Source organism: Citrobacter sp. Ct235 (genome assembly GCF_030332305.1).
GTDB lineage: Bacteria > Pseudomonadota > Gammaproteobacteria > Enterobacterales > Enterobacteriaceae > Citrobacter_A > Citrobacter_A telavivensis.
This window is the reverse complement of record NZ_JAOWIC010000034.1, coordinates 201001-225262: the sequence shown is the minus strand read 5'-3', so window position 1 is coordinate 225262 and position 24262 is coordinate 201001. Positions and strand designations below refer to the sequence as shown.

Below are 24262 nucleotides of genomic sequence, written 5' to 3'. Positions count from 1 at the left end.
CGATTCGTGGCATACTATACCCGAGTTCGTTACGTATTGTGAGACCATGATTTTTACACTTCGCCCCTACCAGCAAGAAGCCGTGGATGCCACGCTCAACCATTTCCGCCGCCATCAAACGCCAGCGGTGATTGTCCTCCCCACCGGCGCCGGTAAAAGCCTGGTGATTGCCGAACTGGCGCGCGTCGCCAGAGGGCGTGTGCTGGTGCTGGCACATGTGAAAGAGCTGGTGGCGCAAAACCATGCCAAATACTGCGCGCTGGGACTGGAGGCCGATATTTTTGCGGCCGGACTCAAACGCAAAGAGAGCCACGGCAAAGTGGTGTTCGGCAGCGTTCAGTCCGTGGCCCGTAACCTGGACGCCTTCCAGAGCGAATTTTCGCTGCTAATTGTTGATGAGTGCCATCGCATCGGCGATGACGAAGAGAGCCAGTATCAGCAGATCCTTACTCATCTGAGCAATGCTAATCCCCATATTCGCCTGCTGGGGCTGACCGCCACCCCTTTTCGTCTGGGTAAAGGCTGGATCTATCATTTCCACTACCACGGTATGGTGCGCGGCGACGACCAGGCGCTGTTTCGCGACTGCATTTATGAACTGCCGCTGCGTTATATGATTAAGCACGGCTATCTCACACCGCCGGAACGACTTGATATGCCGGTGGTACAGTACGATTTCAGCCGCCTGCAGGCGCAGAGCAATGGTCTGTTTAGCGACGTCGATCTGAACCGGGAGCTGAAAAAGCAGCAGCGCATCACGCCGCACATCATCAGCCAGATTGTTGAATTTGCCCAGACCCGCAAAGGGGTGATGATATTTGCCGCCACCGTCGAACACGCCAGAGAGATAGCCGGATTGCTGCCCAAAGAGGATTCTGCGCTGATTACAGGCGACACCCCCGGCCCTGAACGCGACGCACTGATCGATGCGTTCAAAGCCCAGGGTTTTCGCTATCTGGTCAATGTCTCCGTCTTAACCACCGGCTTTGATGCCCCGCACGTCGATCTTATCGCCATCCTGCGCCCCACCGAGTCGGTCAGTCTGTACCAACAAATTGTGGGTCGCGGTCTGCGCCTCGCGCCGGGAAAGACGGACTGTTTGATTCTCGATTACGCCGGTAATCCACACGACCTCTATTCCCCGGAAGTGGGCAGCCCGAAAGGCAAAAGTGACAACGTGCCGGTACAGGTCTTTTGTCCGGCCTGCGGCTTCGCCAACACCTTCTGGGGCAAAACCACCGCTGACGGTACCCTGATAGAACATTTCGGACGCCGCTGTCAGGGCTGGTTTGAAGATGATGAGGGACACCGTGAGCAGTGCGATTTTCGCTTTCGCTTTAAAAATTGCCCACAGTGTAATGCCGAAAACGACATTGCCGCCCGTCGCTGCCGGGAATGCGATACGATCCTCGTCGATCCGGACGACATGCTGAAAGCGGCGCTGAAGCTGAAAGACGCGCTGGTGCTCCGCTGTAGCGGCATGACGTTGCAGCACGGTCATGACGAGAAAGGCGAATGGCTGAAAATCACCTACTACGACGAAGACGGCGCGGATGTAAGCGAACGCTTTCGCTTACAAACTCCAGCCCAGCGTACAGCGTTTGAACAACTGTTTATCCGCCCGCATACCCGCACGCCAGGCGTGCCGCTACGCTGGATCACGGCGGCGGATATCCTCGCGCAGCAGACGTTGTTACGTCATCCCGACTTTGTGGTGGCGCGAATGAAAGGTCAATACTGGCAAGTACGGGAAAAAGTGTTCGATTACGAGGGACGTTTCCGTCGGGCACATGAATTACGCGGTTAATCGTACTTTTGATTGATGTAATGGGCGTTTGAGTATAGAATCTCGCCCGCTTTTGCATACGCAAAGCAGATCACTTACCTGTTGCTGGGTCGCCTGTAACAGGAATTATTAAAGAGAGATTTAAATGTTTACTATCAACGCTGAAGTACGTAAAGAGCAGGGTAAGGGTGCGAGCCGCCGCCTGCGTGCCGCTAACAAGTTCCCGGCAATCATCTACGGTGGCAAAGAAGCCCCGATTGCTATCGAACTGGACCACGATTCCATCATGAACATGCAAGCTAAAGAAGGTTTTTATAGCGACGTTCTGACTATCGTTGTTGACGGTAAAGAAGTTAAAGTTAAAGCTCAGGCTGTACAGCGTCACGCGTTCAAGCCGAAGCTGACTCACATCGACTTCGTTCGCGCGTAATCGCCAACAAGTTGAAGAAAAACCCCGCTCCGGCGGGGTTTTTTTATGGCGCTTAGTTACCGCCTGAAGTACGACGCTGAAGCTGATCGCGCAGGTTCGGCGGCGTGCCTTTAATGGTCAACGTATCGGTGGCCGGATCCCAGAAGATGCGTTCGCCCAACAGCATCGCGTCAAAGTTAATGGTTAACCCACCACCGCTACCGGCATATTTAGTCAGTTGACGCAGCGTGCTGCGATCGGCCGGGAAGCTCTCTTCCAGTTCATAGCCTTTCTCTGCCGTAAACTCGCTAAAGCTCACTTCACTGACGCCAGAAAGCTCTTTTGACAGCGACTCCAGTTCAATCTCTTCACCGGCCTGGAGTTGCTCGTTGCAGTAGCTGTAAACCTGCTGACGCACGTTCTGACGCTCAGCCTTATCCAGTTGCGCTTCGGCGGTGAAGTCATCAACCGCCTGCAGCAGTCCACGGTTTTGCGCTTTGGCATTGAGACCTTCGCTGGCCCCGAGGAAATCCATAAAGAAGTCCGCCACTTTGCGCCCTACCCGTCCTTTCAGGAAGGTCAGGTAGCGGGTGGATTCCGGATTGGTTTCCCACTCGGTCAGATCGATACGCGCGACAATATCGGCATGGTTGATATCCAGATAGTGCGTTGGGTTGATATCCAGATTCTCATTAACGCGCATGCTGCTTAAGTTGTTCAGCACCGCCACCAGTAAATACTCTACCGCCAGATAGCGATAATGACAGAACAGCACAATGCCGCCGTCAGCGAACGGGTATTTGGCGAGCTCGTCACGCAAGCGTCCGGTTGCCGCGCGGCTAAAGGCGAGAAAATCTTCCTCCCCCTGACGCTGCAAGCGCAGTGCCTGCGCCAGTTCGCTCTCTTCGCTGAACAGGCCATACGCTTTGTTTTTCGCGCTATAGACCCGATGCAGTTCAGCCATCATATCGACAACGGTGTTTGTCGGTTCCAGTAATGAATCGCGCAGGACCAGCTCAAGGTTTTGCTCATCACGCTTGATAAGCTGGTGCAGGGCAATCTGGTTGATATCCAGACTCATGATAAACTCTCCTTAAAGACCGGGCGGTATTCAACCACCACCGGCGAGGCGACGCAACAGAAGATGCAGCGCCATTTTGCCTGTCGCACGGTAACGCGAATTATTGAGGATAAAAAAGCGGAAAAAAAACTGTTGCTACGGTAATATGTTGCCCTTTCATGAATAAACTGATTTCGATTTATGCCACAAATCTCCCGCTATAGTGACGAACACGTTGAACAACTGCTCACCGAGATGCTCAACGTACTGGAAAAACATAAGGCACCGACTGACCTTTCCCTGATGGTGCTGGGAAACATGGTCACCAACCTTATAAATACCAGCATTGCCCCGGCTCAGCGCCAGGCGATTGCGAACTCTTTTGCCCGCGCGTTACAGTCCTCGGTAAACGACGACAAAGCGCACTAAAAGCCGACTTCGGGGAAACGAACGACAAGTTATGGTAACTCACCGTCAGCGCTACCGTGAAAAAGTCTCCCAGATGGTTAGCTGGGGGCACTGGTTTGCACTGTTCAACATTCTGCTGGCCATTGTGCTCGGCAGCCGTTACCTGTTTGTCGCCGACTGGCCGACAACGCTGGCGGGTCGTGTTTACTCGTATCTGAGTATCGTCGGTCATTTCAGCTTTCTGGTGTTTGCCACTTATCTGCTGATTCTGTTCCCGCTGACGTTTATTGTGATGTCCCAGAGGCTGATGCGTTTCCTGTCAGCCATTCTGGCGACGGCCGGAATGACGCTTCTGCTGATCGACAGCGAAGTGTTTACCCGTTTCCACCTGCATCTTAATCCCATCGTCTGGGAACTGGTGATTAACCCCGACCAGAATGAAATGGCGCGTGACTGGCAGCTGATGTTTATCAGCGTGCCGGTTATCCTGCTGATTGAAATGCTGTTTGCGACCTGGAGTTGGCAAAAACTGCGCAGCCTGACGCGTCGTCGCCACTTCGCCAAGCCGCTGGCCGCCTTCTTCTTTGTGTCATTTATTACCTCGCATGTGGTCTATATCTGGGCGGATGCCAATTTCTATCGCCCGATCACCATGCAGCGCGCCAATCTGCCGCTCTCCTATCCGATGACCGCGCGCCGGTTTCTGGAAAAACATGGCCTGCTGGATGCGCAGGAGTATCAGCGCCGTCTGGTTGAGCAGGGAAATCCTGAAGCCGTGTCCGTGCAGTATCCGCTGAGCGAGTTACGTTATCGCGATATGGGCACCGGGCAAAACGTCCTGCTGATCACCGTCGATGGCCTGAACTATTCGCGCTATGAAAAGCAGATGCCTGCCCTCGCCGGATTTGCCGAGCAGAACATTGCCTTCACGCGCCACATGAGTTCCGGCAATACCACCGACAACGGCATTTTTGGCCTGTTCTACGGCGTGTCACCGAGCTACATGGACGGTATTCTGTCCACCCGAACGCCCGCAGCACTGATTTCGGCGTTGAATCAACAAGGATATCAACTGGGGCTGTTCTCCTCAGACGGCTTTACCAGCCCGCTGTACCGCCAGGCATTGCTGTCTGACTTCTCAATGCCCAGCGTACAAACGCAGTCCGACGAGCAGACCGCCAGCCAGTGGATCAACTGGCTGGGCCGTTACGCACAGGAAGATAACCGCTGGTTCTCGTGGGTTTCGTTTAACGGCACTAACGTTGACGACAGCAACCAGGCGACTTTCATCCGCCGTTACGCCCGCGCGGCGGGAGATGTTGATAAACAGATCAACCGCGTGCTCGGCGCGCTGCGTGAATCCGGCAAACTGGATAACACCGTTGTGATTATCACTGCCGGTCGCGGCGTCGCGCTGAACGATGAAGAAAGAAACTTCGCCTGGTCACGCGGCCACCTGCAGGTTCCGCTTATCATTCACTGGCCGGGAACCCCCGCGCAGCGGATCAACAGCCTGACCGATCATACTGATGTCATGACCACGCTAATGCAGCGTCTGCTCCACGTCAGCACGCCTGCCAATGAGTATTCGCAGGGACAGGATCTGTTTAACGCCAATCGTCGCCACTATTGGGTGACGGCGGCCGATCTCAGTACGCTGGCGATCACTACGCCTGAAATGACGCTGGTGCTGAACAACAACGGCAAGTACCAGACTTACGATTTACGCGGCGAGAAGATTAAAGATCAGAAGCCACAGTTGAGTCTGCTGTTGCAGGTGTTGACGGACGAGAAGCGTTTTATCGCTAACTGATTTATTATTAATCAGTTAGCCGGATGTCCCCTTGCATTCGGTGCGGAAAGCGGTAGTATTACCTCCCACGAGTCGGCACGTAGCGCAGCCTGGTAGCGCACCGTCATGGGGTGTCGGGGGTCGGAGGTTCAAATCCTCTCGTGCCGACCAAATTACTCCTTAAGAACCAGCCTTTTATGGCTGGTTTTTTTATGCCTGAAATTTGTACGGGGAATAACTCCGACATAAGCTAACCTGCAACCACCTGAAATTCCGTCGCTATCCTATACCTTCAGTCAGACTGACTGGAGGTTTCCTCTGTGTGAACGATTTGCACAAGCACAGACCCGCAAAGAATACCTGGCCTGTCTGGCCGACGAAGCCGGTCCTTTATCTGGCAATCCCTTCTTAGATCAAAAATATCAATATTTCAGCATGTCAATAACCACTAAAAGATAATGGTTTATCATTCGATTTAACCTTACAATAACTGAACTTTTTCATGTCTTAAGTTTAAGCTGGAGAAAAAATGGAGCTCAGCCGGAGGCAGTTCTTTCGAATCTGCGCGGGTGGTATGGCAGGAACAACTGTTGCATCTCTCGGATTCTTATCATCTTTTTCCGTTCACGCGGAAACACGTCAGTACAAACTCTTAAAAGCCAAAGAGACGCGTAACAACTGTACTTATTGCTCAGTAGGCTGCGGCATGCTGATGTACAGTCTTGGCGATACCGCTAAAAACGTCAAAGAGAGCATCTACCACATTGAAGGTGATCCTGATCATCCGGTCAGTCGCGGCTCTTTGTGTCCGAAAGGTGCTGGCGTGTTGGATTATATTCACAGTGAAACACGCCTGCAGTATCCCGAATATCGCGCCCCAGGTTCTGATAAATGGGAACGTATCAGTTGGGATGATGCCATTAACCGCATCGCGCGGTTAATGAAGGACGATCGCGATGCTAATTTCATCGAGAAAAACGCGCAGGGTGTGACCGTCAATCGCTGGACGACCACCGGCATGCTGTGCTCTTCCGCAGCCAGCAATGAAACCGGTATCCTCGACGGCAAATTTACCCGTAGCCTGGGGATGGTTGCCATCGACTGCCAGGCTCGTCTGTGCCATGGTCCAACCGTTTCTGCGCTGGCACCAACGTTTGGTCGTGGCGCAATGACCAACAACTGGGTGGATATTAAAAACGCCAACGTCGTGCTGATTATGGGCGGCAATGCCGCAGAGGCTCACCCGGTTGGTTTTAAATGGGTGGTTGAAGCACAGACCAAAAATGACGCCACCGTTGTGGTGGTCGACCCACGTTTTAACCGAAGCGCCGCTGTTGCCGATCTCTATGCGCCGATCCGTGCGGGTTCAGACACCGCGTTCCTGCTGGGTGTCATTCGGTATCTGCTGAAACACGAGCGCGTACAGCACGAATACGTCCTCCATTACACCAACGCTGCGCTACTGATCCGCGAAGACTATCAGTTCAATGACGGATTATTCAGCGGCTATGACCCTAAAAAACGGCAATATGATAAATCGAGTTGGTTCTATCAGCTTGATGAACAGGGAAATGCCCTGCGTGATGAAACCCTGAGTCATCCTCGCTGTGTCTGGAATTTACTCAAAACTCACGTCGATCGTTACACCCCGGAAATGGTGAATCGCCTGTGCGGGACATCGCTGGAGGACTTCAACCGCATTTGCGACATTCTCGCCAGCACCTGCGTACCCGACCGCACCGCGACTATCCTGTATGCGCTGGGCTGGACACACCACTCCGCCGGGGCGCAGATCATTCGTGCAGCCGGAATGCTGCAACTGCTGTTGGGCAATATCGGTATGGCTGGCGGTGGCGTCAACGCCCTGCGTGGCCACTCAAATATTCAGGGCTATACTGACCTTGGTCTGCTGTCGACCAACCTCCCCGGATATATGCCGCTACCCTCCGAAAAACAGCCAGACTATCAGACCTATATCTCGCAAATTACTCCACCAGCGTTGGGCGTAAATGAAGTGAACTATTGGCAGAATACGCCGAAGTTCTTTGTCAGCATGATGAAAAGCTTCTGGGGCGATCATGCCACTGCGGAAAATAACTGGGGCTATGACTGGCTGCCTAAATGGGATCGTCTTTATGACGTGATGACGCAAGCCGAGCTGATGCTGGAAGGCAAAATAAACGGCTACATCGTCCAGGGATTCAATCCACTGGCTGCATTTCCCGATAAAAACAAATCGTCCCGCGCGCTTTCGAAGCTGAAGTATATGGTGGTTATCGATCCCCTGGTTACCGAATCCTCTAACTTCTGGCAGCACCACGGCGAAATGAACGAGGTTAAACCGGAAGAGATTCAGACAGAAGTGTTCCGCCTGCCGTCATCCTGTTTTGCAGAGGAGAACGGTTCAATTGCCAACTCTGGACGGTGGTTACAGTGGCACTGGGCAGCGGCTGAGCCGCCGGGTGAAGCGTTGCATGATGGCAAAATTCTCGGCCGTCTGTTTATGCGTTTGCGCGAATTATACCAACAGGAAGGCGGTGCGAATCCCGAACCGCTTATGAACATCAACTGGAACTATAAAGATCCGTATGACCCGCATCCGGAAGAAATTGCCCGCGAAGCCAACGGAATAGCGCTGGCAGACCTCTACGATGACAAAGGGCAATTGATCGCGAAGAAAGATCAGCAATTGAGCAGCTTTGCTCAGCTTCGTAATGACGGGTCGACCAGCAGCTTCTGTTGGGTCTACTGCGGAAGCTGGACCGAGCAAGGTAACCAAATGGCCAATCGCGATAACAGCGATCCGTATGGCCTGGGCTGTACGCCTGGTTGGGCATGGTCCTGGCCGGCAAATCGCCGAATTCTCTACAACCGCGCCTCTGCCGACCCTGCCGGAAAGCCATGGGATGCCGGACGTCCTCTTCTGCATTGGGACGGTAAAAAATGGACCGGAATGGATGTGGCAGACTACGGCCAGGCCGCTCCGGGCAGTAACGTCGGGCCCTTCATCATGAATCCGGAAGGTGTCGCACGTCTGTTCTCTCTCGACAAAATGAACGACGGGCCATTCCCCGAACATTACGAACCCATTGAATCACCTATTGGCACCAACCCGCTTCATCCGGATGTTGTGTCCAGCCCGGTTGCACGCATCTACCCTGGCGATATCGCTAATATGGGCAAAGCCGACATTTTCCCGTACGTCGCGACCACGTATTCGATTACCGAATTATTCCGCCACTGGACGAAGCACGCTCTTCTGAACGCCATCGCCCAACCCGACCAGTTCGTCGAGATTGGCGAAGCGCTGGCGAGCAAAAAGGGGATTACGGCAGGCGACACGGTGAAGGTCATGTCCAAACGTGGTTTTATCAAAGCGAAAGCCGTTGTAACCAAACGCCTGCAAACGCTGACAATTGACGGCAAGCAGGTGGACACAATTGGGATCCCATGCCACTGGGGATTTGAAGGGGCAACACGCAAAGGGTTCCTCGCTAACACGCTGACGCCATCCGTCGGCGACGCCAACTCACAAACACCAGAATACAAAGCATTCCTGGTTAACATCGAGCGAGCGTAGGAGAGGAACTTATGGCTATGCAATCACAAGATATTATCAAACGCTCCGCGACCAACACTCTTACTCCACCGCCGCATGCCCGGGATTTTCGTGCCGAAGTGGCAAAACTCATTGATGTCACGACCTGTATTGGCTGCAAAGGCTGTCAGGTAGCCTGCTCCGAATGGAACGACATCCGCGATGACGTCGGATATTGCAACGGTGTATATGACAACCCGACCGATCTCAGCGCTAAATCCTGGACTGTGATGCGTTTTAGCGAAACCACCCAGAATGACAAGCTGGAATGGTTGATCCGCAAAGATGGCTGTATGCACTGCGCGGATCCGGGCTGTCTTAAAGCCTGTCCGTCTGCAGGCGCAATCATCCAGTACGCCAACGGCATCGTCGATTTCCAGTCTGAGCACTGCATCGGTTGTGGTTACTGTATTGCCGGTTGCCCGTTTAATGTCCCGCGACTGAACCCTGAAGATAATCGTGTCTACAAATGTACGCTCTGTGTGGACAGGATCAGCGTCGGCCAGGAACCCGCCTGTGTGAAAACCTGCCCGACGGGCGCCATCCAGTTTGGCACCAAAAAAGAGATGCTGAACGTAGCGGAAACCCGTGTGGCACAACTTAAAAAACGCGGATACACCAACGCGGGTGTGTACAACCCGCAAGGGGTGGGCGGTACTCATGTGATGTATGTTTTGCACCATGCCGATCGGCCGGAGCTTTACCATAACCTACCGAACGATCCGCATATTGCTACCCCGGTGAATTTATGGAAAGGGATCCTCAAACCGCTCTCTGCTGCCGGATTTATCGCCACCTTTGCTGGGCTGATTTACCACTATGTAGGGATTGGGCCCAACAAAGAGACAGATGATGATGAGGAAAACACCCATGAGTAAAAGCAAAATGATCCTGAGAACGACGTTCATTGATCGTGCCTGTCACTGGACGGTCGTCATCAGCTTCTTTCTGGTCGCGCTTTCCGGTATCGCCCTGTTCTTCCCTACCCTGAAATGGTTGACCGAAACCTTTGGGACACCGCAGATGGGAAGGATATTGCATCCCTTCTTCGGCGTGCTGATCTTCGTCGTACTGATGTTTATGTTCGTCCGTTTTGTCCATCACAATATCCCTGATAAACAGGATCTTCCCTGGATTAAAGGCATTGTCGAGGTACTGAAAGGAAATGAACATAAAGTCGCGGATGTTGGGAAATATAATGCCGGACAGAAAATGATGTTCTGGAGCATCATGAGTCTGATCTTTGTACTACTGGTGACCGGTGTCATTATCTGGCGGCCTTACTTTACTCACTATTTCCCCATCGTCGTCGTTCGCTGGAGTTTATTGATTCATGCAACTGCAGCTATCGTGCTGATCCACGCCATTTTGATTCATATGTATATGGCGTTCTGGGTGAAAGGCTCCATCACCGGCATGATCGAAGGAAAAGTCAGTCGACGGTGGGCAAAGAAACATCATCCTCGCTGGTATCGTGAAGTTGAGGCTGCTGAAAGAGAAGTACAAGAAGAAAGCAAATGACATCCATGAATCTCAGGTTCTCATATCCGACAAAACGATAAAAGTAAGCCCAACCCTGAGCAGAAAAAATGTGATTAACACCGTAGCGTCAGTTATTACTCTGGCGCTATTTTTTTCTCATTTTTTCTCAACGGGATGTGTATCCCTGACAACAGGAAGAGTAATCGCTTGAACGAGCTATTCCGCAAGAGAGACAAGGTGGCGCATACAGCGCCCGAAGCGATCCAATTTTCAGGCTCCCCGCGTGCCACTGTCTGGTTGAAAGGTATTTAAAGGTGAGAGATATACCCTCACCTTTCGTTATTATCATCTCATCCAGTGGAATATCAGAAATGATATTGTTCTGCGCATCGTTGTACTGCTATCACAATTAAAAAATTGACGACCAGTCAAAATTCGAAGAAGCCTCTAATGATTCAGGCCAGTGAGAAAAATACGATGGCGTAACTGGATTTTCCACCCTGTCAAGACTCGGTGTATAAGGTTTAAGATCTATAACCGGACTTCCATTGTTCGCGTCAATCTACAGCGACTCATCTCTTTGATAACACTCTCATTGACAGCGTTCTCTCCCGGCACATATCCGACCCTCAATATGTGCTGCGCATCATCATGGGTGTCGCAGGACGGAGATCGGAGGTTCAAATCCTCTCGTGTTGACCAACATTCCCCTGGAAACCCGCCCTGGTGGGCTGGCTTCTGATTATTCGCACTCATAAGCATTGAATTCGATTCGAGTTAGGGGAAGGAATAATGTTACAATCCCGTTTTTTGCACAGCCGACCTTACTGCTTATGTGGCATCACTTCATTAAGTACACTTCCGTAGGCGTGATCAACACATTGATTCACTGGATAGTTTTTGCTATCTGCATCTACGCTTTTCATACCCATCAGGCACTGGCTAATTTCCTGGGGTTCAGTGTTGCTGTGAGTTTCTCTTTTTATGCCAATGCCCGGTTTACCTTCAAGCAATCGACTACAACACGTCGCTATCTGCTGTATGTCGGGTTTATGGGCCTGCTCAGTATCCTGACGGGCTGGGGGGCAGAAGAGTGCGGTTTCCCGCCGCTGGTGACGCTGGTCGCGTTCTCAGCCATTAGCCTTATCTGTGGATTTGTCTATTCCAGATTCATTGTATTCAAGGACGCACGATGAAAATTTCACTGGTCGTTCCTGTCTTCAACGAAGAAGAAACCATTGGTCTTTTTTACAAGACGGTGCGCGAATACGACGCGCTGAAAGCGCATGACATCGAAATTGTGTTCATCAATGATGGCAGTACCGATGCAACGGAATCCATCATTAACGCTCTCGCCGTTGCCGATCCCCTCGTTGTCGCGCTTTCGTTCACGCGAAATTTTGGCAAGGAGCCGGCGCTGCTTGCCGGGCTCGACAATGCCAGTGGCGACGCCGTTATTCCGATGGATGTCGATCTCCAGGACCCTGTCGAAGTCCTTCCTCACCTGATCAAAAAATGGCAGGAAGGGGCGGACATTGTGCTGGCTAAACGTTCCGATCGCTCTGTCGATAGTCGCCTGAAGCGTAAAAGCGCCGAGTGGTTCTACAAGCTGCACAATAAAATCAGTACACCGCATATTGAAGAAAACGTCGGCGATTTTCGGCTGATGAGTCGTGAAGTGGTGGACAACATTAAACAAATGCCCGAACGAAATCTGTTCATGAAAGGGATTTTATCCTGGGTTGGCGGCAAAACCGACATCGTCCTCTACGCGCGCGCCACTCGCTGTGCCGGGAAGAGCAAATTTAACGGCTGGAAGCTGTGGAACCTCGCACTGGAAGGGATCACCTCTTTTTCCACCTTTCCTCTGCGTATCTGGACCTACATTGGTCTCGCGGTCGCCCTGGTTTCTTTCACCTACGGCGCGGGAATGGTAATAGATACGCTTCTGTGGGGAAATCCCGTGCGTGGCTATTCTTCCCTGATTGTGTCAATCCTGTTTCTGGGAGGCGTTCAGCTTATTGGTATTGGCGTACTGGGTGAGTATATCGGGCGAATCTATGTCGAAACCAAGCAGCGGCCTCGATACATCCTGAAAAAACGTAAAACGATGGGTCATGATTCAGACAAGGATAACTGATGTTAAAGCATGTTAATAAAAGCATTCTTTTAATTGCCTTTTTTGCCGTATTTGTCCTGGAGTGGTTCACCCCTATTCACTCCGATGATTACCGTTATGCCCTGCTCGGCGTCTCATTTGACGCGCACCTGAATCACTACCTGACCTGGAGCGGGCGCGTAGTCGCTGATTATGTCAGCGCGCTGTTACTCGCCACCGAGTCTCGTTGGTTTGTCTCGACCATGACGGGCCTTGTCGTCGTCGCGTTCTGCTATTTCATTGTGAAAACCCCTACGGGCACGCTGAAATGGAAAAAACATGATGCATTGATTTTTACCCTTATTTTTCTGACCTTTTGGGTCGCTAACCCGAATATTGGACAAACGGTTTTCTGGATCGTTGGTAGCGCAAACTACCTGTGGACGAATCTGTTCGTCGCCGCATGGATATGGAACCTGTACCGCATACAACAACAGCGCGAAGCGCGGACGCACGTTGGAATGCTGTTGCTCGGACTGCTGGCAGGCTGCTCCAATGAAAGCGTCGCGCCTTTTGTCGTTGGCCTTGCACTGCTGGCTATTGTGTACGATTACTGGCAAGAGAAACGCATCATTGCGAATAAGATCGCTTACTTTTTATCCGCGCTGGTGGGTGCCAGTATTTTGATTTTCTCGCCAGGCAATTTTATTCGCGCCCAGGGTGCGCATACCGTCTGGTACAATAAATCGATCGTCGAAAGAATCACTATTCATCTGAGTGAGCGCTTCTTTAACCACCTGGCGCTGGTATGGATTTCTTATGTGGTGCTGGTTTTACTGGCGATACTTTTGTTCGCGGCGAAACGACAGGGACATCGCATTAAAAGTGCCAATCTCGGTATGGCCGGATTAATGCTGCTGGTGGGACTGGGGACCTCTTTTATCATGGTGGCCTCCCCGTCGTATCCCGACCGGGTCATGCTGTCGACATTTTTATTCTTCCTGCTGGCCCTCTCTTTCCTCGCGAGGGAAGTCGTTACGGTAGCCGGTCCCAGGGTCATGAATGGCGTCTATGCCGTTACGGGCCTGATGGCTGCGGTATTCATCTGGTCATACTCCTTAATGTATGCCGCTTATACGCGCGTTTATCAGCAAGATTTTGTCCGTGTGAGTATCGTTAAGAGCCAACTCAGTCAGGGGCACAAGGACTTTACCGTGCCTGATTTCCACTTTTTGAAGATGCAAAACAGCGGGGGTCATTTCGGTTTCTTTCACGATCCGCAGGTTTATGGCCGTTATTTTGGCGCAGAGAATGTGGAAAAGGAAAAGGTTAACTTCGATTACTCCGTGTTGGCAAACGGCAAGCAACAAGCGCTCAGCGGCGATACCACAGCCTGGTTCAATAACCGCAGCGATTTCATGCTGGTGAGCAAACGTCCGTTAACCGGCACTGTACAGGTGAAGACCGCATCGTCCGACATATCGCTCTCGCTTGCGCGTTTTAGCGTCGCAAAAATCAACGATGAATACTGGTATTTCAGCGCGATACCCGAGGAAGACGTGACTCACGTCGCGCTACTGCCCTAATCACATCGCCTCTCATGACGATGAGAGGCTCCCCTTCCCCCCTTTTCCCGGCAGGTTTTACTTCTTACCCATGCGTAATCTGGGGTAATATTTCACCCTCTTATCGATGCGGTGAATCTGGACGATTCCTGATCGAATAACAATAATGATTCTAATAAAATATCGGGAGCTAACTATGCCTGAAGCAACGCCTTTTCAGGTGCTGATAGTAGATGACCACCCTCTTATGCGTCGTGGTATCCGTCAGTTACTGGAACTGGATCCGACATTCGAGGTGGTTGCCGAAGCGGGCGATGGCGCAACGGCGATTGATCTGGCAAACCGTCTCGATCTGGATTTGATCCTGCTTGATCTGAATATGAAAGGGCTGAGCGGTCTGGATACGTTGAACGCCCTGCGCCGCGATGGGATCACGGCGCAGATTATCATTCTCACCGTCTCGGATGCGGCCAGTGACATCTACGCACTGATTGACGCTGGTGCAGACGGCTATCTGTTAAAAGACAGCGATCCGGAAGTCCTGCTGGACGCTATTCGCACGGGTGCCAACGGCGGTCAGGTTTTCAGTGAACGCGTCAGTGATTATCTGCGCGAGCGCGAAATGTTTGGTGAGGAGGACGATCCGTTCAGCATACTGACCGAGCGTGAGCTGGATGTCCTGCACGAACTGGCACAGGGACTGTCCAACAAGCAGATTGCCTCGGTCCTCAACATCTCCGAACAAACCCTGAAGGTGCATATCCGCAACCTGCTGCGCAAGCTCAACGTACGCTCGCGCGTTGCCGCCACCATTCTGTTTTTACAAACCCGCGGGCTACAGTAATTCAACAACACGCGGCCGGAGCGTTCAGTCCGGCCACGTGGTTACTCACTTTTTGGTGATAAGTGCTGCATTGCCTGCGCAATACTGCGCTCAATCACCGCACGACGCGTATCGTTCGCTGGCAGCATCTTCAGCATCATTTCCCAGGCCGCCACCGCGTCGCCAAAACGTTCCTGCTCGTAGGCATTGAAGGCGTACATGCTCAGGACCCGCACATTGGCGTGATCGCGACGGACCAGCTCTCGCAACAACTCCCCTCCCCGACGGTTATCATCAGGATCGGAAGAGCGGGTTAGCGCTTCAGCATAGCCCAGCGCCGCATCGCTGTTCTTCGGATCGAGTCGATAGGCGTTAGCATATGCCTCGGTAGCGGTACTGGCATTGCCGAGCACCATGCCGATCCGCCCCAGCATGATCCAGCCTTCCACGTTCGTCGCATCACTTTGCAGACGGGTACGCAGCCCCAGCGCCAGACGCGTCATCTCTTCCTCATCCAGCGGCTGCGCTTTTGGATCCAGCGCGCGCTCCAGCAGGGCCGGGCTTTGTGCCGTCGCCAGCTGCCAGATTGCCACCTGCTTATAGCTCCCGGTCTGGTAATAACTGACTGCACTTACGATGACGGCAATCACAATACCCGGCAGATAAACCGCCAGCCCGGCGCGTTTGCCCTGCGCTAACGTCATCTCGTCCGGGAACACCTCCTGTTTCAGGCGTACCCGTCGACGCGAGCGGGCAACGATAATCCAGCCACCGGCACCAATTGCCGCTACCGGGAGCACCCACAGCAGAATAGTCAGCGGTGTCAGCGGCGGATCATAGGTGACGAAGTTGCCATAGCGCGCCACCATGTAGTCGACTATCTCTTTCTGACTTTTCCCTTCCTGCATCAGTTCATACACTTTCTGCCGCAGGTCGGTCGCAATCATTGAATTGGAATCCGCGATGCTGTTGTTCTGGCATTTCGGACAGCGCAGCTGTTCGGTTAACTGGCGGAACTGTTGCTCCTGGGCTTCATCCTTAAACTGCATTACATCAATGGTGGCCAGCGCGTTGGCAGAAAGCAGCAGCATCAGCACACTCAGCAGAATTCTCATTGCGCGGCCTCCTTGCTGTATTTCTCCCACAGCGGCTTGATTTCACTCTCCCAGACGCGGGCGTTCAGATCCCCGGCATGGCGATAGCGAATAATGCCTTTACCGTCGATCAGAAACGTTTCCGGCGCGCCATAGACCCCCAGATCCAGGCCCAGCATGCCGTCGCCGTCAAACAGGCTCAGCGCGTAGGGATTACCCAGCTCTTTCAGCCAGACGATGGCTTTCTGGCGGTCGTCCTTATAGTTCAGTCCCACCACGCGAATCCCCTGTGCCGACAACTGGTTCAGATACTGATGCTCAGCGCGACAGGTCGGGCACCACGTCGCCCAGACGTTAAGTAAAACCGGTTTGCCCTGGGTCAGCACGTCCGCCTCATAATGCTTACCGGGGTTTTCCAGAGACTCGAGTCGAAAGGTCGGCACCGGTTTACCAATCAGTGCCGATTCCAGATTCGTCGGCGTGTCGCCTTCTGCGTTGCGCGCCAGTTGCCACAGCAACGCCGCAGCAATCACGAGGAAAATCACAAAGGGAATCAAAAGTACGTTGCGCTTCATACCGCCTCCGACGCCGATTTTTGCGGTTGTACGCGTTTGCGATAACGTGGGTCAAACAGACACAACAGCCCACCCAGCGCCATCAATATTCCACCCGCCCAGATCCAGCGAATAAACGGTTTGTAATACAGACGAACGGCCCACGCGCCGTTATCCAGTTCTTCGCCGAGCGCCGCGTACAGATCGCGGGTGATCCCGCCGTCAATCGCCGCTTCCGTCATCATCGAACTGGTGCTGTTATAGAACCGTTTTTCGGCGTGCAGCGTCGCTTCTGCTTTGCCATCACGGGTCACGCCGATAATTGCCACGCCACCGCGATAGTTGGGGCCAGTGACCTCTTTCACGTCGCGGAAGGTGAAGCGATATTCATGAATATCGACGCTATCGCCCGCTTTCATGCGAACATCGCGCTCAACGCTGTAGTTCTGGCTGAAGGCGATCCCGACAATGGTCACCGCCAGGCCGACGTGCCCGGCCACCATCCCCCAGTAGCTAAGCGTCATTTTCGTGCCACGCGATATACGCTGCGCAAGCTCCGCCATCGCCAGCACAAACACCCAGCAGGCCATTGCCAGCCCGACAACCGTCATGGCGACAATCTTGTTCTCAAACAGCCACGGCAGCAGCAGAGAGAGCCCAAAAGTGCTGACCAGCGCGATGACCAGCAACCGTTGCAATTTACGCGGTCGATCGCGTCCCCAGCGGACCAGCGGGCCAATGCCCAGCAGCAGGGCAAACGGCGCCATCAGCCAGGTAAACATGGTATTAAAGAACGGTTCGCCGATGGAAATACTCCCCAGCCCGAGCTGCTTATGCACCAGTGGGAGCAGTGTTCCCAGCAGCACCACCAGCATGGCGGCAATCAGCAGCACGTTGTTACCAAGCAGCAACGATTCGCGTGACCAGAGGGCGTTATTCACCCTGGAGCGGACCTTATGCCCTCGCGTGGCAAACAGCAGCAGCGAGCCGCCGATCACCAGCACCATGAAGGCCAAAATGAACATCCCGCGGGACGGGTCGGAAGCAAACGCATGCACCGATACCAGCACGCCCGAGCGTACAAGGAACGTCCCCAACAGACAGAGCGAAAACGCGCAGATGGAGAGCAGCAGCGTCCACGCTTTGAAACTACCGCGCTGTTCAGTGACCGCCAGCGAGTGCATCAGCGCGGTGCCCACCAGCCACGGCATAAACGAGGCGTTTTCCACCGGGTCCCAGAACCACCAGCCGCCCCAGCCGAGTTCGTAGTAAGCCCATGCCGAGCCCAGCACGATCCCTAGCGTCAGAAAAACCCACGCGGCCAGCGTCCACGGACGCGAAAAACGGGCAAAGGTGCTGTCCAGACGACCGCTCATCAGCGCCGCGATAGCGAACGCGAAGGCGACTGAGAAACCAACATAGCCCATATACAGCAGCGGCGGATGGAAGATCAGTCCCGGATCCTGCAACAATGGATTCAGATCGCGCCCTTCAATCGGGAAATCCGGCAGCGTGCGGGCAAAGGGGTTGGAGGTAAACAGAATGAATAACAGGAAACCGACGCTGACCATCCCCATCACCGCGAGCACGCGGGCGACGATATCCAGCGGCATCCGCTGAGAAAACAGCGCGACGGCAAACGTCCAGCCGCTCATCAGCAACACCCAGAGCAGCAGCGAGCCTTCATGCGCGCCCCAGGTGGCCGCGACGCGATACCAGACGGGCAGTTGCGTGTTGGAGTTACTGGCGACATAGAGCACGGTAAAATCATTCACCACAAAGGCGTTGATCAGCACCATAAAGGCCCCCATCACCAGGATGAACAGCAGCCAGGCGAAGGGTCTTGCCGATGCCATCATCCGCGCGTCGCCGCGTGCCACGCCCCATAGCGGATAGACTGAGAGTAACAACGCAACGCCGAGAGCCAGGCATAACAGCGCATTGCCAATTTCAGGCATCATGATGTCTTATCCTTATTGACGCTTGCCGGGCGACGATGGTTTTCCTGCATCGCTTTTTCGACTTCCGGCGGCGTGTAATTCTCATCATGCTTGGCGAGAACTTCTTTCGCGAGGATGTGATTTTTCTCGCCGAGTTCCCCCTGCACCACCACGCCCTGCCCTTCACGGAACAGGTCCGGCAGGATGCCTTCGTAGGTGACATCCACCACGCCTTCGGCGTCATAGATGCTGAAATTCACCTTCAGCGAGTTCGGATCGCGCTTCACGCTGCCGGGCATAACCATGCCGCCCACCCGCAGCCGCTGGCCCACTTCCGGCATCTGCTGCGTCTCGCGTTTACCGTAGATAATCTCACCTGGCGTATAGAACAGGTCGATGTTGGCGCGCAGCGCGTAAAGCACCAGCGTAATCGTCAGCGCTAATCCGACGAGTACGCCGCAGGCAATCCATAAACGGTTCTTACGTCGAATATTCACGCCGCCTCCCGTTCTGTCTGCGCCGCACGCAGGCGGGCTTCACGCGCCCGTTGTCGGGAAACATCACGCAAGATGGCGCGATGCTGCGTCACGGTATGAATAACCAGTACCGCCAGCGGGATGATGCTCAGCACCACGGCCAGCCAGACGTAAAAGGCGTAACCGCCCATCGCAAAAAATTCACTCCAGGATGCAAATGCAGTGGTCATTGGCGGCCCCTTTTTAAAATCAGTTCACTCACCCACGGGCGACGTTTTTCCATCATCAGAATCAGGTTACGCATGCGCATCAGCGACAGCGTGATGAACAGCAGCAGGTAGCCGATAATCGCCAACCGCAGCGGCGTACGCATAGCCGGGTCAATGCTTTGCTGCATGCGGGTCGAGCCCTGATGCAGCGTGTTCCACCACTCCACCGAATAGTGAATGATCGGCAGGTTCACCACGCCAATCAGCACCAGGATCCCTGCTGCGCGCCCTGCCATTTTACGGTCGTCAAAGGCATGCCACAGGGCAATAGCGCCAACGTAGAGAAACAGCAGCACCAGTTCCGAAGTCAGCCGCGCATCCCATACCCACCAGGTGCCCCACATCGGTTTGCCCCAGGCAGAGCCGGTAACCAGCGCAATAAACGTAAACACCGCACCAATCGGCGCCATCGCGGCCAGCGCCAGGTTCGCCATTTTCATCTGCCAGACCAGGCCGATAAACGCCGCCACCGCCATCGAGGCATAAATCCCCATTGACCAGATTGCTGCCGGGACATGCAGATAAATAATGCGGTAGCTCTGCCCCTGCTGGTAATCCGCGGGTGCAAAACCGAATCCCCAGATCCAACCCGTAGCCAGAACCAGTACGCTGGCGACGGCCAGCCACGGCACGAAATAGCCACAAAGCTGATACAGCCGTGGGGGCATAGCCAGTTGATGAAGTGTTTTCCACATAATTCCGTCACCAGACTCAAACGAATGAAGTTACCGTCATGCCGGATGGCGGCTAACGCCTTATCCGGCCTACATACTGCATACTCTGTCCCTGTAGGCCTGATAAGCGCTGTGCCATCAGGCAACAGGTGGAGAGCGGCTGACGCCTTATCCGGCCTACATACTGCACACTCTGTCCCTGTAGGCCTGATAAGCGCTGTGCCATCAGGCAACAGGTGGAGAGCGGCTGACGCCTTATCCGGCCTACATACTGCATACTCTGTCCCTGTAGGCCTGATAAGCGCAGCGCCATCAGGCAACGCATTACTGCAAACTAATGCGTAACGCTGCCGCCGTCGCAAAAGGACTCAACGTCGCGCTACCCGCCAGTAACGCGCCTAAAATCGCCATGTATCCATCCACAGGAAGATGCATGGATGCCGCATCCATCGCGGCGGTAGCAAAAATCAACAACGGGATAGTCAACGGCAGCACCAGTACGCTCAGCAACACGCCGCCGCGCTTTAGCCCAACCGTTAAGCCCACCCCGGGTGCGCCGAGAAAGCTCAGCGTCGGCGTCCCCAGCAGCAAGGTCAGCGCCATAATTTTCCAGCCGTAGATGTCCATCCCCAGCAGCAGCGCCACCAGCGGAGAGAGGATCAACAGCGGCAAACCGGTGACCATCCAGTGGGCCATAACTTTTGCCAGCACCACCATCGGTAACGGGATCGGCAGCAGCATCAGTTGCTCAAGACTGCCGTCCTGCAGGTCATCGCGAAACAGTCGCTCCAGCGCCAGCAGCGAAGCCAGCAGCGCAGCGACCCAGATAATGCCCGGCGCAATGCGCGCCAGCAGCTGCGGTTCCGGGCCAATACTCAGCGGGAACAGCGTAATGACAATCAGAAAGAACCACAGCGGATTGGCAATTTCCGCGCTATGGCGAAAAGCCACGCGCAGTTCGAGACGAAAGATACGCCACATCATTGCCCGCCCCTCTCGTGAGTCAGCGCAATCCGGCGAATGCGGTCCGTGGCGACGTTCAACGGCTGGTGGGTGGTGAGGATGACAATCCCCCCCTCTTCGGTATGCTGCGCCATCCGCTGCGTCAGGCGTTCTACGCCGTTCACATCAATGGCGGTAAAGGGTTCGTCGAGGATCCAGAGCGTGGCGCGAGTCAGCCAGAGACGCGCTAACGCCACCCGGCGCTGCTGTCCGGCAGAGAGCTGATTGACAGGGATATCTTCGTATCCGGCGAGGCCAGCCTGCGCCAGCGCCGCGAGACATTTTGCGCTGTCACCGTCCTGGTGGAAAAAACGCAGGTTCTCCAACGCCGTCAGCCGGGTTTTGATCCCCGGCTGATGTCCAATCCACAACAAATTTTGATGGTAGCTGTCCCGTACACGATGCAGCGGTTGTGCTTGCCAGCATACCTCCCCGGCATCAGGGCGAGAGAGTCCCGTCAGCAATCGCAACAGGGTGGTTTTCCCCGCGCCATTGCCGCCGGTAACTTGTATCCACTCCCCTGCGTTGACCTGGAACGACAAATCGCTAAACAGGACTCGTTCATCCCGCTCGCAGAGGAGCTTTCTGGCTTCAAGCATACTACCCACTCATTACCACCCCGTCAGAAGCCCGGTTTGACGTCGCGCATATCGGGAAGCTTATGCGCAATCCCTTTATGGCAATCAATACAGGTTTGCCCGTCTTTCACCGCCTGATCGTGCATTTTCGCGGCGACACTCTTCTGGGCCGTTAAGTCCATGAATTCAAAGTTGTGACAGTTACGACACTCCTGAGAATTGTTATCTTTCATTCTTCGCCATTCATTCTGCGCCATCGTCAGACGATGCGCTTCGAACTTCTGCGGTGTATCGATAAGCCCCAACGCTTTGGCATATAACTCTTTGCTGGCTTTGATCTTACGGATCATTTTCGGCACAAACTCGTGCGGTACGTGGCAGTCAGGACAGGTCGCGCGTACACCGCTACGGTTGTTGTAGTGCACGGTTTCCATGTATTCCTGATACACCGTGTTGCGCATTTCGTGGCAGCTAATGCAGAACTCTTCGGTGTTGGCTTTTTCCATCCCGGTGTTAAATCCCCCCCAGAAAATAATCCCGCCGACGAACCCGATTAACAGCAGCGTACCCAGCGCCAGGCGACTGGGGCGACGCCACCATTGCCAGAGGCGCTTAATCCGGCCTGGTTTACGGTTAGAATTTTCCATAATGACCTCTTATTTCCCGTAACCTTTCGAAGGGGTAAAGGTGTTACCCACAATCGGCGGGGCGTCAGTCTGCGGCACATGGCACTGCAAACAGAAATAACGACGCGGCGCCACTTCGGCCAGCACTTTGCCGTCGCTGTCCATAAAGTGAGTTGGACTAATACGCGGCGCGCCGGTGGTACGATAGCTTTCGACACCGTGGCATTGCAGACAGCGGTTGGTATTCGTGGTCACCTGGTAACCATCGACGCTATGGGGAATCATCGGCGGCTGATTCACGTAGTTCAGCGGCATACGCTCCTGCTCTTTGTGCATGCGAATCGCCCCTTCCTGTGTCCCTGACACTTCCGGAGACTGGCTAAGATCCACTCCGTTTGCCGCCCAAACCGCACCGCTCACCACCAGGGCCAGCAGGGCTGTCCATTGACACAGCGCTTTCTTCAGGTCATGGCTTTTCATGATTTCGCTCCCGAACTCCATCGTGTAGTTATTGTAAATACGTCCTCAGAACAGACATCCACGCAGCGACCGCAGGCCATGCAATCGCGACTGGTGACCTGCACCGGGCTTTGCTCATCCAGCACCGGGGCACGTAACACATGCGGTTCCGGGCAAACATGAAAACAGTCCATACAGCGGTTACATTTCTGTCGGTCTTTTGCCGCAACGGTTAACACGCCCTGGCTACCCAGCACGCCATACAGTGCGCCTAAAGGACAAAGATGCCCGCACCAGCCGTGTTCAACGACCAGCAAATCAAATAAAAACAGAGCGATAATCAGCAGTGCGCCGCTACCGAATCCCATCACCAGGCTACGCCCCAGCAGTGAAACAGGGTTAATCCATTCCCACAGTAGCGTCCCGGTCAGCGCTGAACCCACCAGCACAATAACCAGAAGTACGTACCGTATATGACGTGGAATGGTTGCGGACTGATTCAGGTCAAACCTTCTACGTAGCCAGGCCGCAAAATCGGTAATCGGGTTCAGCGGGCAGACCCAACTGCAAAACAATCGCTTTCCTGCCAGGGCATACAGCGCCGTAATAATCGCCGCGCCCGTGAGTCCCACCGCGGCGGGCAGATGACCACTCGCCAGGCTTTGCAGGGTAATCAACGGATCCGTCAGCGGGATCGTATCCAGCAGCAAGCTACTGGTGTAGTTCCCGTGCAGGATCCATACGCCAAACCACGGACCGCTCAGAAACATTCCCAGCACAATAAACTGACTGAGACGGCGGAAGATCAGCCAGCGGTGACTCCGCCACATGCCTTTTTTCGCCTGCGCTTCGCGCCCGGCGTCACGCTTACGATTTGCCATCGTTCCCCTCCAGCCAGCCGAAGCGGTAATGGTGACCCAACTCCCCTTTCGCCAGCGTCAGCGGCAACACTTTTATCGCCGGCTGTTCAAGCACGCAGACTTTTTCACATTTACCGCAACCCGTGCAGGCATCGCTGTGAACGGTGGGGATAAATCGCGCATGTTTGCCAGTTCGCATGTTGCGATCCAGTTCCAGCGTGATGGCCTCATCGATTTTTGGGCACTCGCGGTAGCAGACGTCACAGCGTAAGCCCTGGAAGTTCAGGCAGTTTTCCTGATCCAACAGAACCGCCAGCCCCATCCGCGAATCATCAATGGAGGCAATCTCCCGGTCCAGCGCCCCGCTGGGGCACACTTTGGCGCACGGAATGTCTTCGCACATTTCGCACGGGATATCGCGGGCAACAAAATACGGCGTACCGGCCGACAAGCCCGACGCGAGCGTCGCCAGTTTTAAGGTGTCATACGGACATGCCTGAACGCACTGCCCGCAGCGCACACAGGCGCTGGCAAAGGCGTTCTCGTTCACGGCACCAGGCGGGCGCAACCGCACGCCCGTAGCTCGTGCGGTTTGCTGCTGTAACCCCAGCACCACGCCAACGGCAGCCAGTCCACCCGCTGTGCGTACAACATCGCGCAGAAAGCGGCGGCGGCCGTTTTGGGGTTTCGCTGACCGGGACATGGCGTG

Annotated in this window: 24 protein-coding genes and 1 tRNA gene; 12 read left to right on the top strand and 13 right to left on the bottom strand. The window is 54.2% G+C overall.

Features of this window, described 5'->3' with window-relative positions; all coding sequences use genetic code 11:
• Positions 1-46: 46 nt before the first annotated feature.
• Entirely contained in the window at positions 47-1807 is a 1761-nt protein-coding gene (gene radD, locus OGY35_RS02995; RefSeq protein WP_152403513.1) for a DNA repair helicase RadD, read from the top strand.
• 124 nt (positions 1808-1931) lie between these two features.
• The gene (gene rplY, locus OGY35_RS02990) at positions 1932-2216 is read left to right on the top strand and encodes a 50S ribosomal protein L25 (protein ID WP_043000095.1); all 285 of its coding nucleotides are present in this window, start codon (positions 1932-1934) and stop codon (positions 2214-2216) included.
• A 52-nt stretch (positions 2217-2268) separates the two neighbouring features.
• Here rplY and yejK read toward each other — a convergent pair whose 3' ends face one another.
• Positions 2269-3276 carry a nucleoid-associated protein YejK gene (gene yejK / locus OGY35_RS02985; protein WP_044268661.1) on the bottom strand — a complete coding sequence of 336 codons (1008 nt, stop codon included), beginning with the start codon at positions 3274-3276 and terminating at the stop codon, positions 2269-2271.
• A gap of 180 nt (positions 3277-3456) precedes the next feature.
• On the opposite strand from yejK, the gene OGY35_RS02980 reads away from it, so the two are divergent.
• The 10 genes from OGY35_RS02980 to narP all read left to right on the top strand — a co-directional run bounded on the left by OGY35_RS02980 (position 3457) and on the right by narP (position 15042).
• Positions 3457-3684, top strand: a complete 228-nt coding sequence (locus OGY35_RS02980) for a YejL family protein (protein ID WP_042317936.1) — start codon at positions 3457-3459, stop codon at positions 3682-3684.
• 31 nt (positions 3685-3715) lie between these two features.
• Positions 3716-5476 (top strand): LPS biosynthesis-modulating metalloenzyme YejM, encoded by a 1761-nt coding sequence (gene yejM, locus OGY35_RS02975; protein ID WP_152403509.1) that lies wholly within the window; start codon positions 3716-3718, stop codon positions 5474-5476.
• Positions 5477-5549: 73 nt separating this feature from the next.
• Positions 5550-5626 (top strand) — tRNA-Pro (locus OGY35_RS02970).
• A gap of 358 nt (positions 5627-5984) precedes the next feature.
• Positions 5985-9035: a formate dehydrogenase-N subunit alpha gene (gene fdnG / locus OGY35_RS02965; RefSeq protein ID WP_286631370.1), complete on the top strand. Its 3051-nt coding sequence runs from the start codon at positions 5985-5987 to the stop codon at positions 9033-9035.
• 11 nt (positions 9036-9046) lie between these two features.
• Positions 9047-9931, top strand: coding sequence for a formate dehydrogenase subunit beta (fdxH, locus tag OGY35_RS02960; protein ID WP_152403506.1), 885 nt, complete (start codon positions 9047-9049; stop codon positions 9929-9931).
• The gene (gene fdnI, locus OGY35_RS02955; protein WP_178823693.1) at positions 9924-10574 is read left to right on the top strand and encodes a formate dehydrogenase-N subunit gamma; all 651 of its coding nucleotides are present in this window, start codon (positions 9924-9926) and stop codon (positions 10572-10574) included. The genes fdxH and fdnI overlap by 8 nt, the downstream gene beginning before the upstream one ends.
• Positions 10575-11368: 794 nt before the next feature.
• A complete protein-coding gene (locus OGY35_RS02950; RefSeq protein ID WP_286631369.1) occupies positions 11369-11731 on the top strand; it encodes a GtrA family protein in 363 nt (120 codons plus the stop codon).
• Positions 11728-12675: a glycosyltransferase family 2 protein gene (locus OGY35_RS02945; protein ID WP_178823699.1), complete on the top strand. Its 948-nt coding sequence runs from the start codon at positions 11728-11730 to the stop codon at positions 12673-12675. Before OGY35_RS02950 ends, OGY35_RS02945 begins: the two co-directional genes overlap by 4 nt.
• Positions 12675-14219 (top strand): DUF6056 family protein, encoded by a 1545-nt coding sequence (locus OGY35_RS02940; RefSeq protein WP_286631368.1) that lies wholly within the window; start codon positions 12675-12677, stop codon positions 14217-14219. Before OGY35_RS02945 ends, OGY35_RS02940 begins: the two co-directional genes overlap by 1 nt.
• A gap of 175 nt (positions 14220-14394) precedes the next feature.
• Positions 14395-15042: a nitrate/nitrite response regulator protein NarP gene (narP, locus tag OGY35_RS02935; RefSeq protein ID WP_286631367.1), complete on the top strand. Its 648-nt coding sequence runs from the start codon at positions 14395-14397 to the stop codon at positions 15040-15042.
• A gap of 41 nt (positions 15043-15083) precedes the next feature.
• Here the strand turns inward: narP and OGY35_RS02930 are convergent, their stop codons facing one another.
• From OGY35_RS02930 to napG, 12 genes are all read right to left on the bottom strand, one after another.
• On the bottom strand, positions 15084-16136 hold the full coding sequence (locus OGY35_RS02930) for a cytochrome c-type biogenesis protein CcmH (RefSeq protein ID WP_286631366.1): 1053 nt from the start codon (positions 16134-16136) through the stop codon (positions 15084-15086).
• Positions 16133-16690: a thiol:disulfide interchange protein DsbE gene (dsbE, locus tag OGY35_RS02925; protein WP_152403490.1), complete on the bottom strand. Its 558-nt coding sequence runs from the start codon at positions 16688-16690 to the stop codon at positions 16133-16135. Before dsbE ends, OGY35_RS02930 begins: the two co-directional genes overlap by 4 nt.
• Positions 16687-18630 (bottom strand): heme lyase CcmF/NrfE family subunit, encoded by a 1944-nt coding sequence (locus tag OGY35_RS02920; protein ID WP_286631365.1) that lies wholly within the window; start codon positions 18628-18630, stop codon positions 16687-16689. Before OGY35_RS02920 ends, dsbE begins: the two co-directional genes overlap by 4 nt.
• Positions 18627-19106 (bottom strand): cytochrome c maturation protein CcmE, encoded by a 480-nt coding sequence (gene ccmE / locus OGY35_RS02915; protein WP_152403485.1) that lies wholly within the window; start codon positions 19104-19106, stop codon positions 18627-18629. The genes OGY35_RS02920 and ccmE overlap by 4 nt, the downstream gene beginning before the upstream one ends.
• A complete protein-coding gene (gene ccmD / locus OGY35_RS02910; RefSeq protein ID WP_286631364.1) occupies positions 19103-19315 on the bottom strand; it encodes a heme exporter protein CcmD in 213 nt (70 codons plus the stop codon). Before ccmD ends, ccmE begins: the two co-directional genes overlap by 4 nt.
• On the bottom strand, positions 19312-20049 hold the full coding sequence (locus tag OGY35_RS02905) for a heme ABC transporter permease (protein ID WP_152403481.1): 738 nt from the start codon (positions 20047-20049) through the stop codon (positions 19312-19314). Before OGY35_RS02905 ends, ccmD begins: the two co-directional genes overlap by 4 nt.
• A gap of 303 nt (positions 20050-20352) precedes the next feature.
• Positions 20353-21012, bottom strand: coding sequence for a heme exporter protein CcmB (gene ccmB, locus OGY35_RS02900; protein WP_042317911.1), 660 nt, complete (start codon positions 21010-21012; stop codon positions 20353-20355).
• Complete coding sequence (gene ccmA, locus OGY35_RS02895; RefSeq protein WP_286631363.1) at positions 21009-21629, bottom strand: cytochrome c biogenesis heme-transporting ATPase CcmA; 621 nt, start codon at positions 21627-21629, stop codon at positions 21009-21011. The genes ccmB and ccmA overlap by 4 nt, the downstream gene beginning before the upstream one ends.
• A gap of 23 nt (positions 21630-21652) precedes the next feature.
• Positions 21653-22255, bottom strand: a complete 603-nt coding sequence (napC, locus tag OGY35_RS02890) for a cytochrome c-type protein NapC (protein ID WP_178824476.1) — start codon at positions 22253-22255, stop codon at positions 21653-21655.
• A 9-nt stretch (positions 22256-22264) separates the two neighbouring features.
• Positions 22265-22714, bottom strand: coding sequence for a nitrate reductase cytochrome c-type subunit (napB, locus tag OGY35_RS02885; protein ID WP_042317908.1), 450 nt, complete (start codon positions 22712-22714; stop codon positions 22265-22267).
• Positions 22711-23574, bottom strand: coding sequence for a quinol dehydrogenase ferredoxin subunit NapH (napH, locus tag OGY35_RS02880; RefSeq protein ID WP_152403476.1), 864 nt, complete (start codon positions 23572-23574; stop codon positions 22711-22713). Before napH ends, napB begins: the two co-directional genes overlap by 4 nt.
• Positions 23561-24256, bottom strand: a complete 696-nt coding sequence (gene napG / locus OGY35_RS02875; RefSeq protein WP_286631362.1) for a ferredoxin-type protein NapG — start codon at positions 24254-24256, stop codon at positions 23561-23563. The genes napH and napG overlap by 14 nt, the downstream gene beginning before the upstream one ends.
• Positions 24257-24262: the final 6 nt, after the last annotated feature.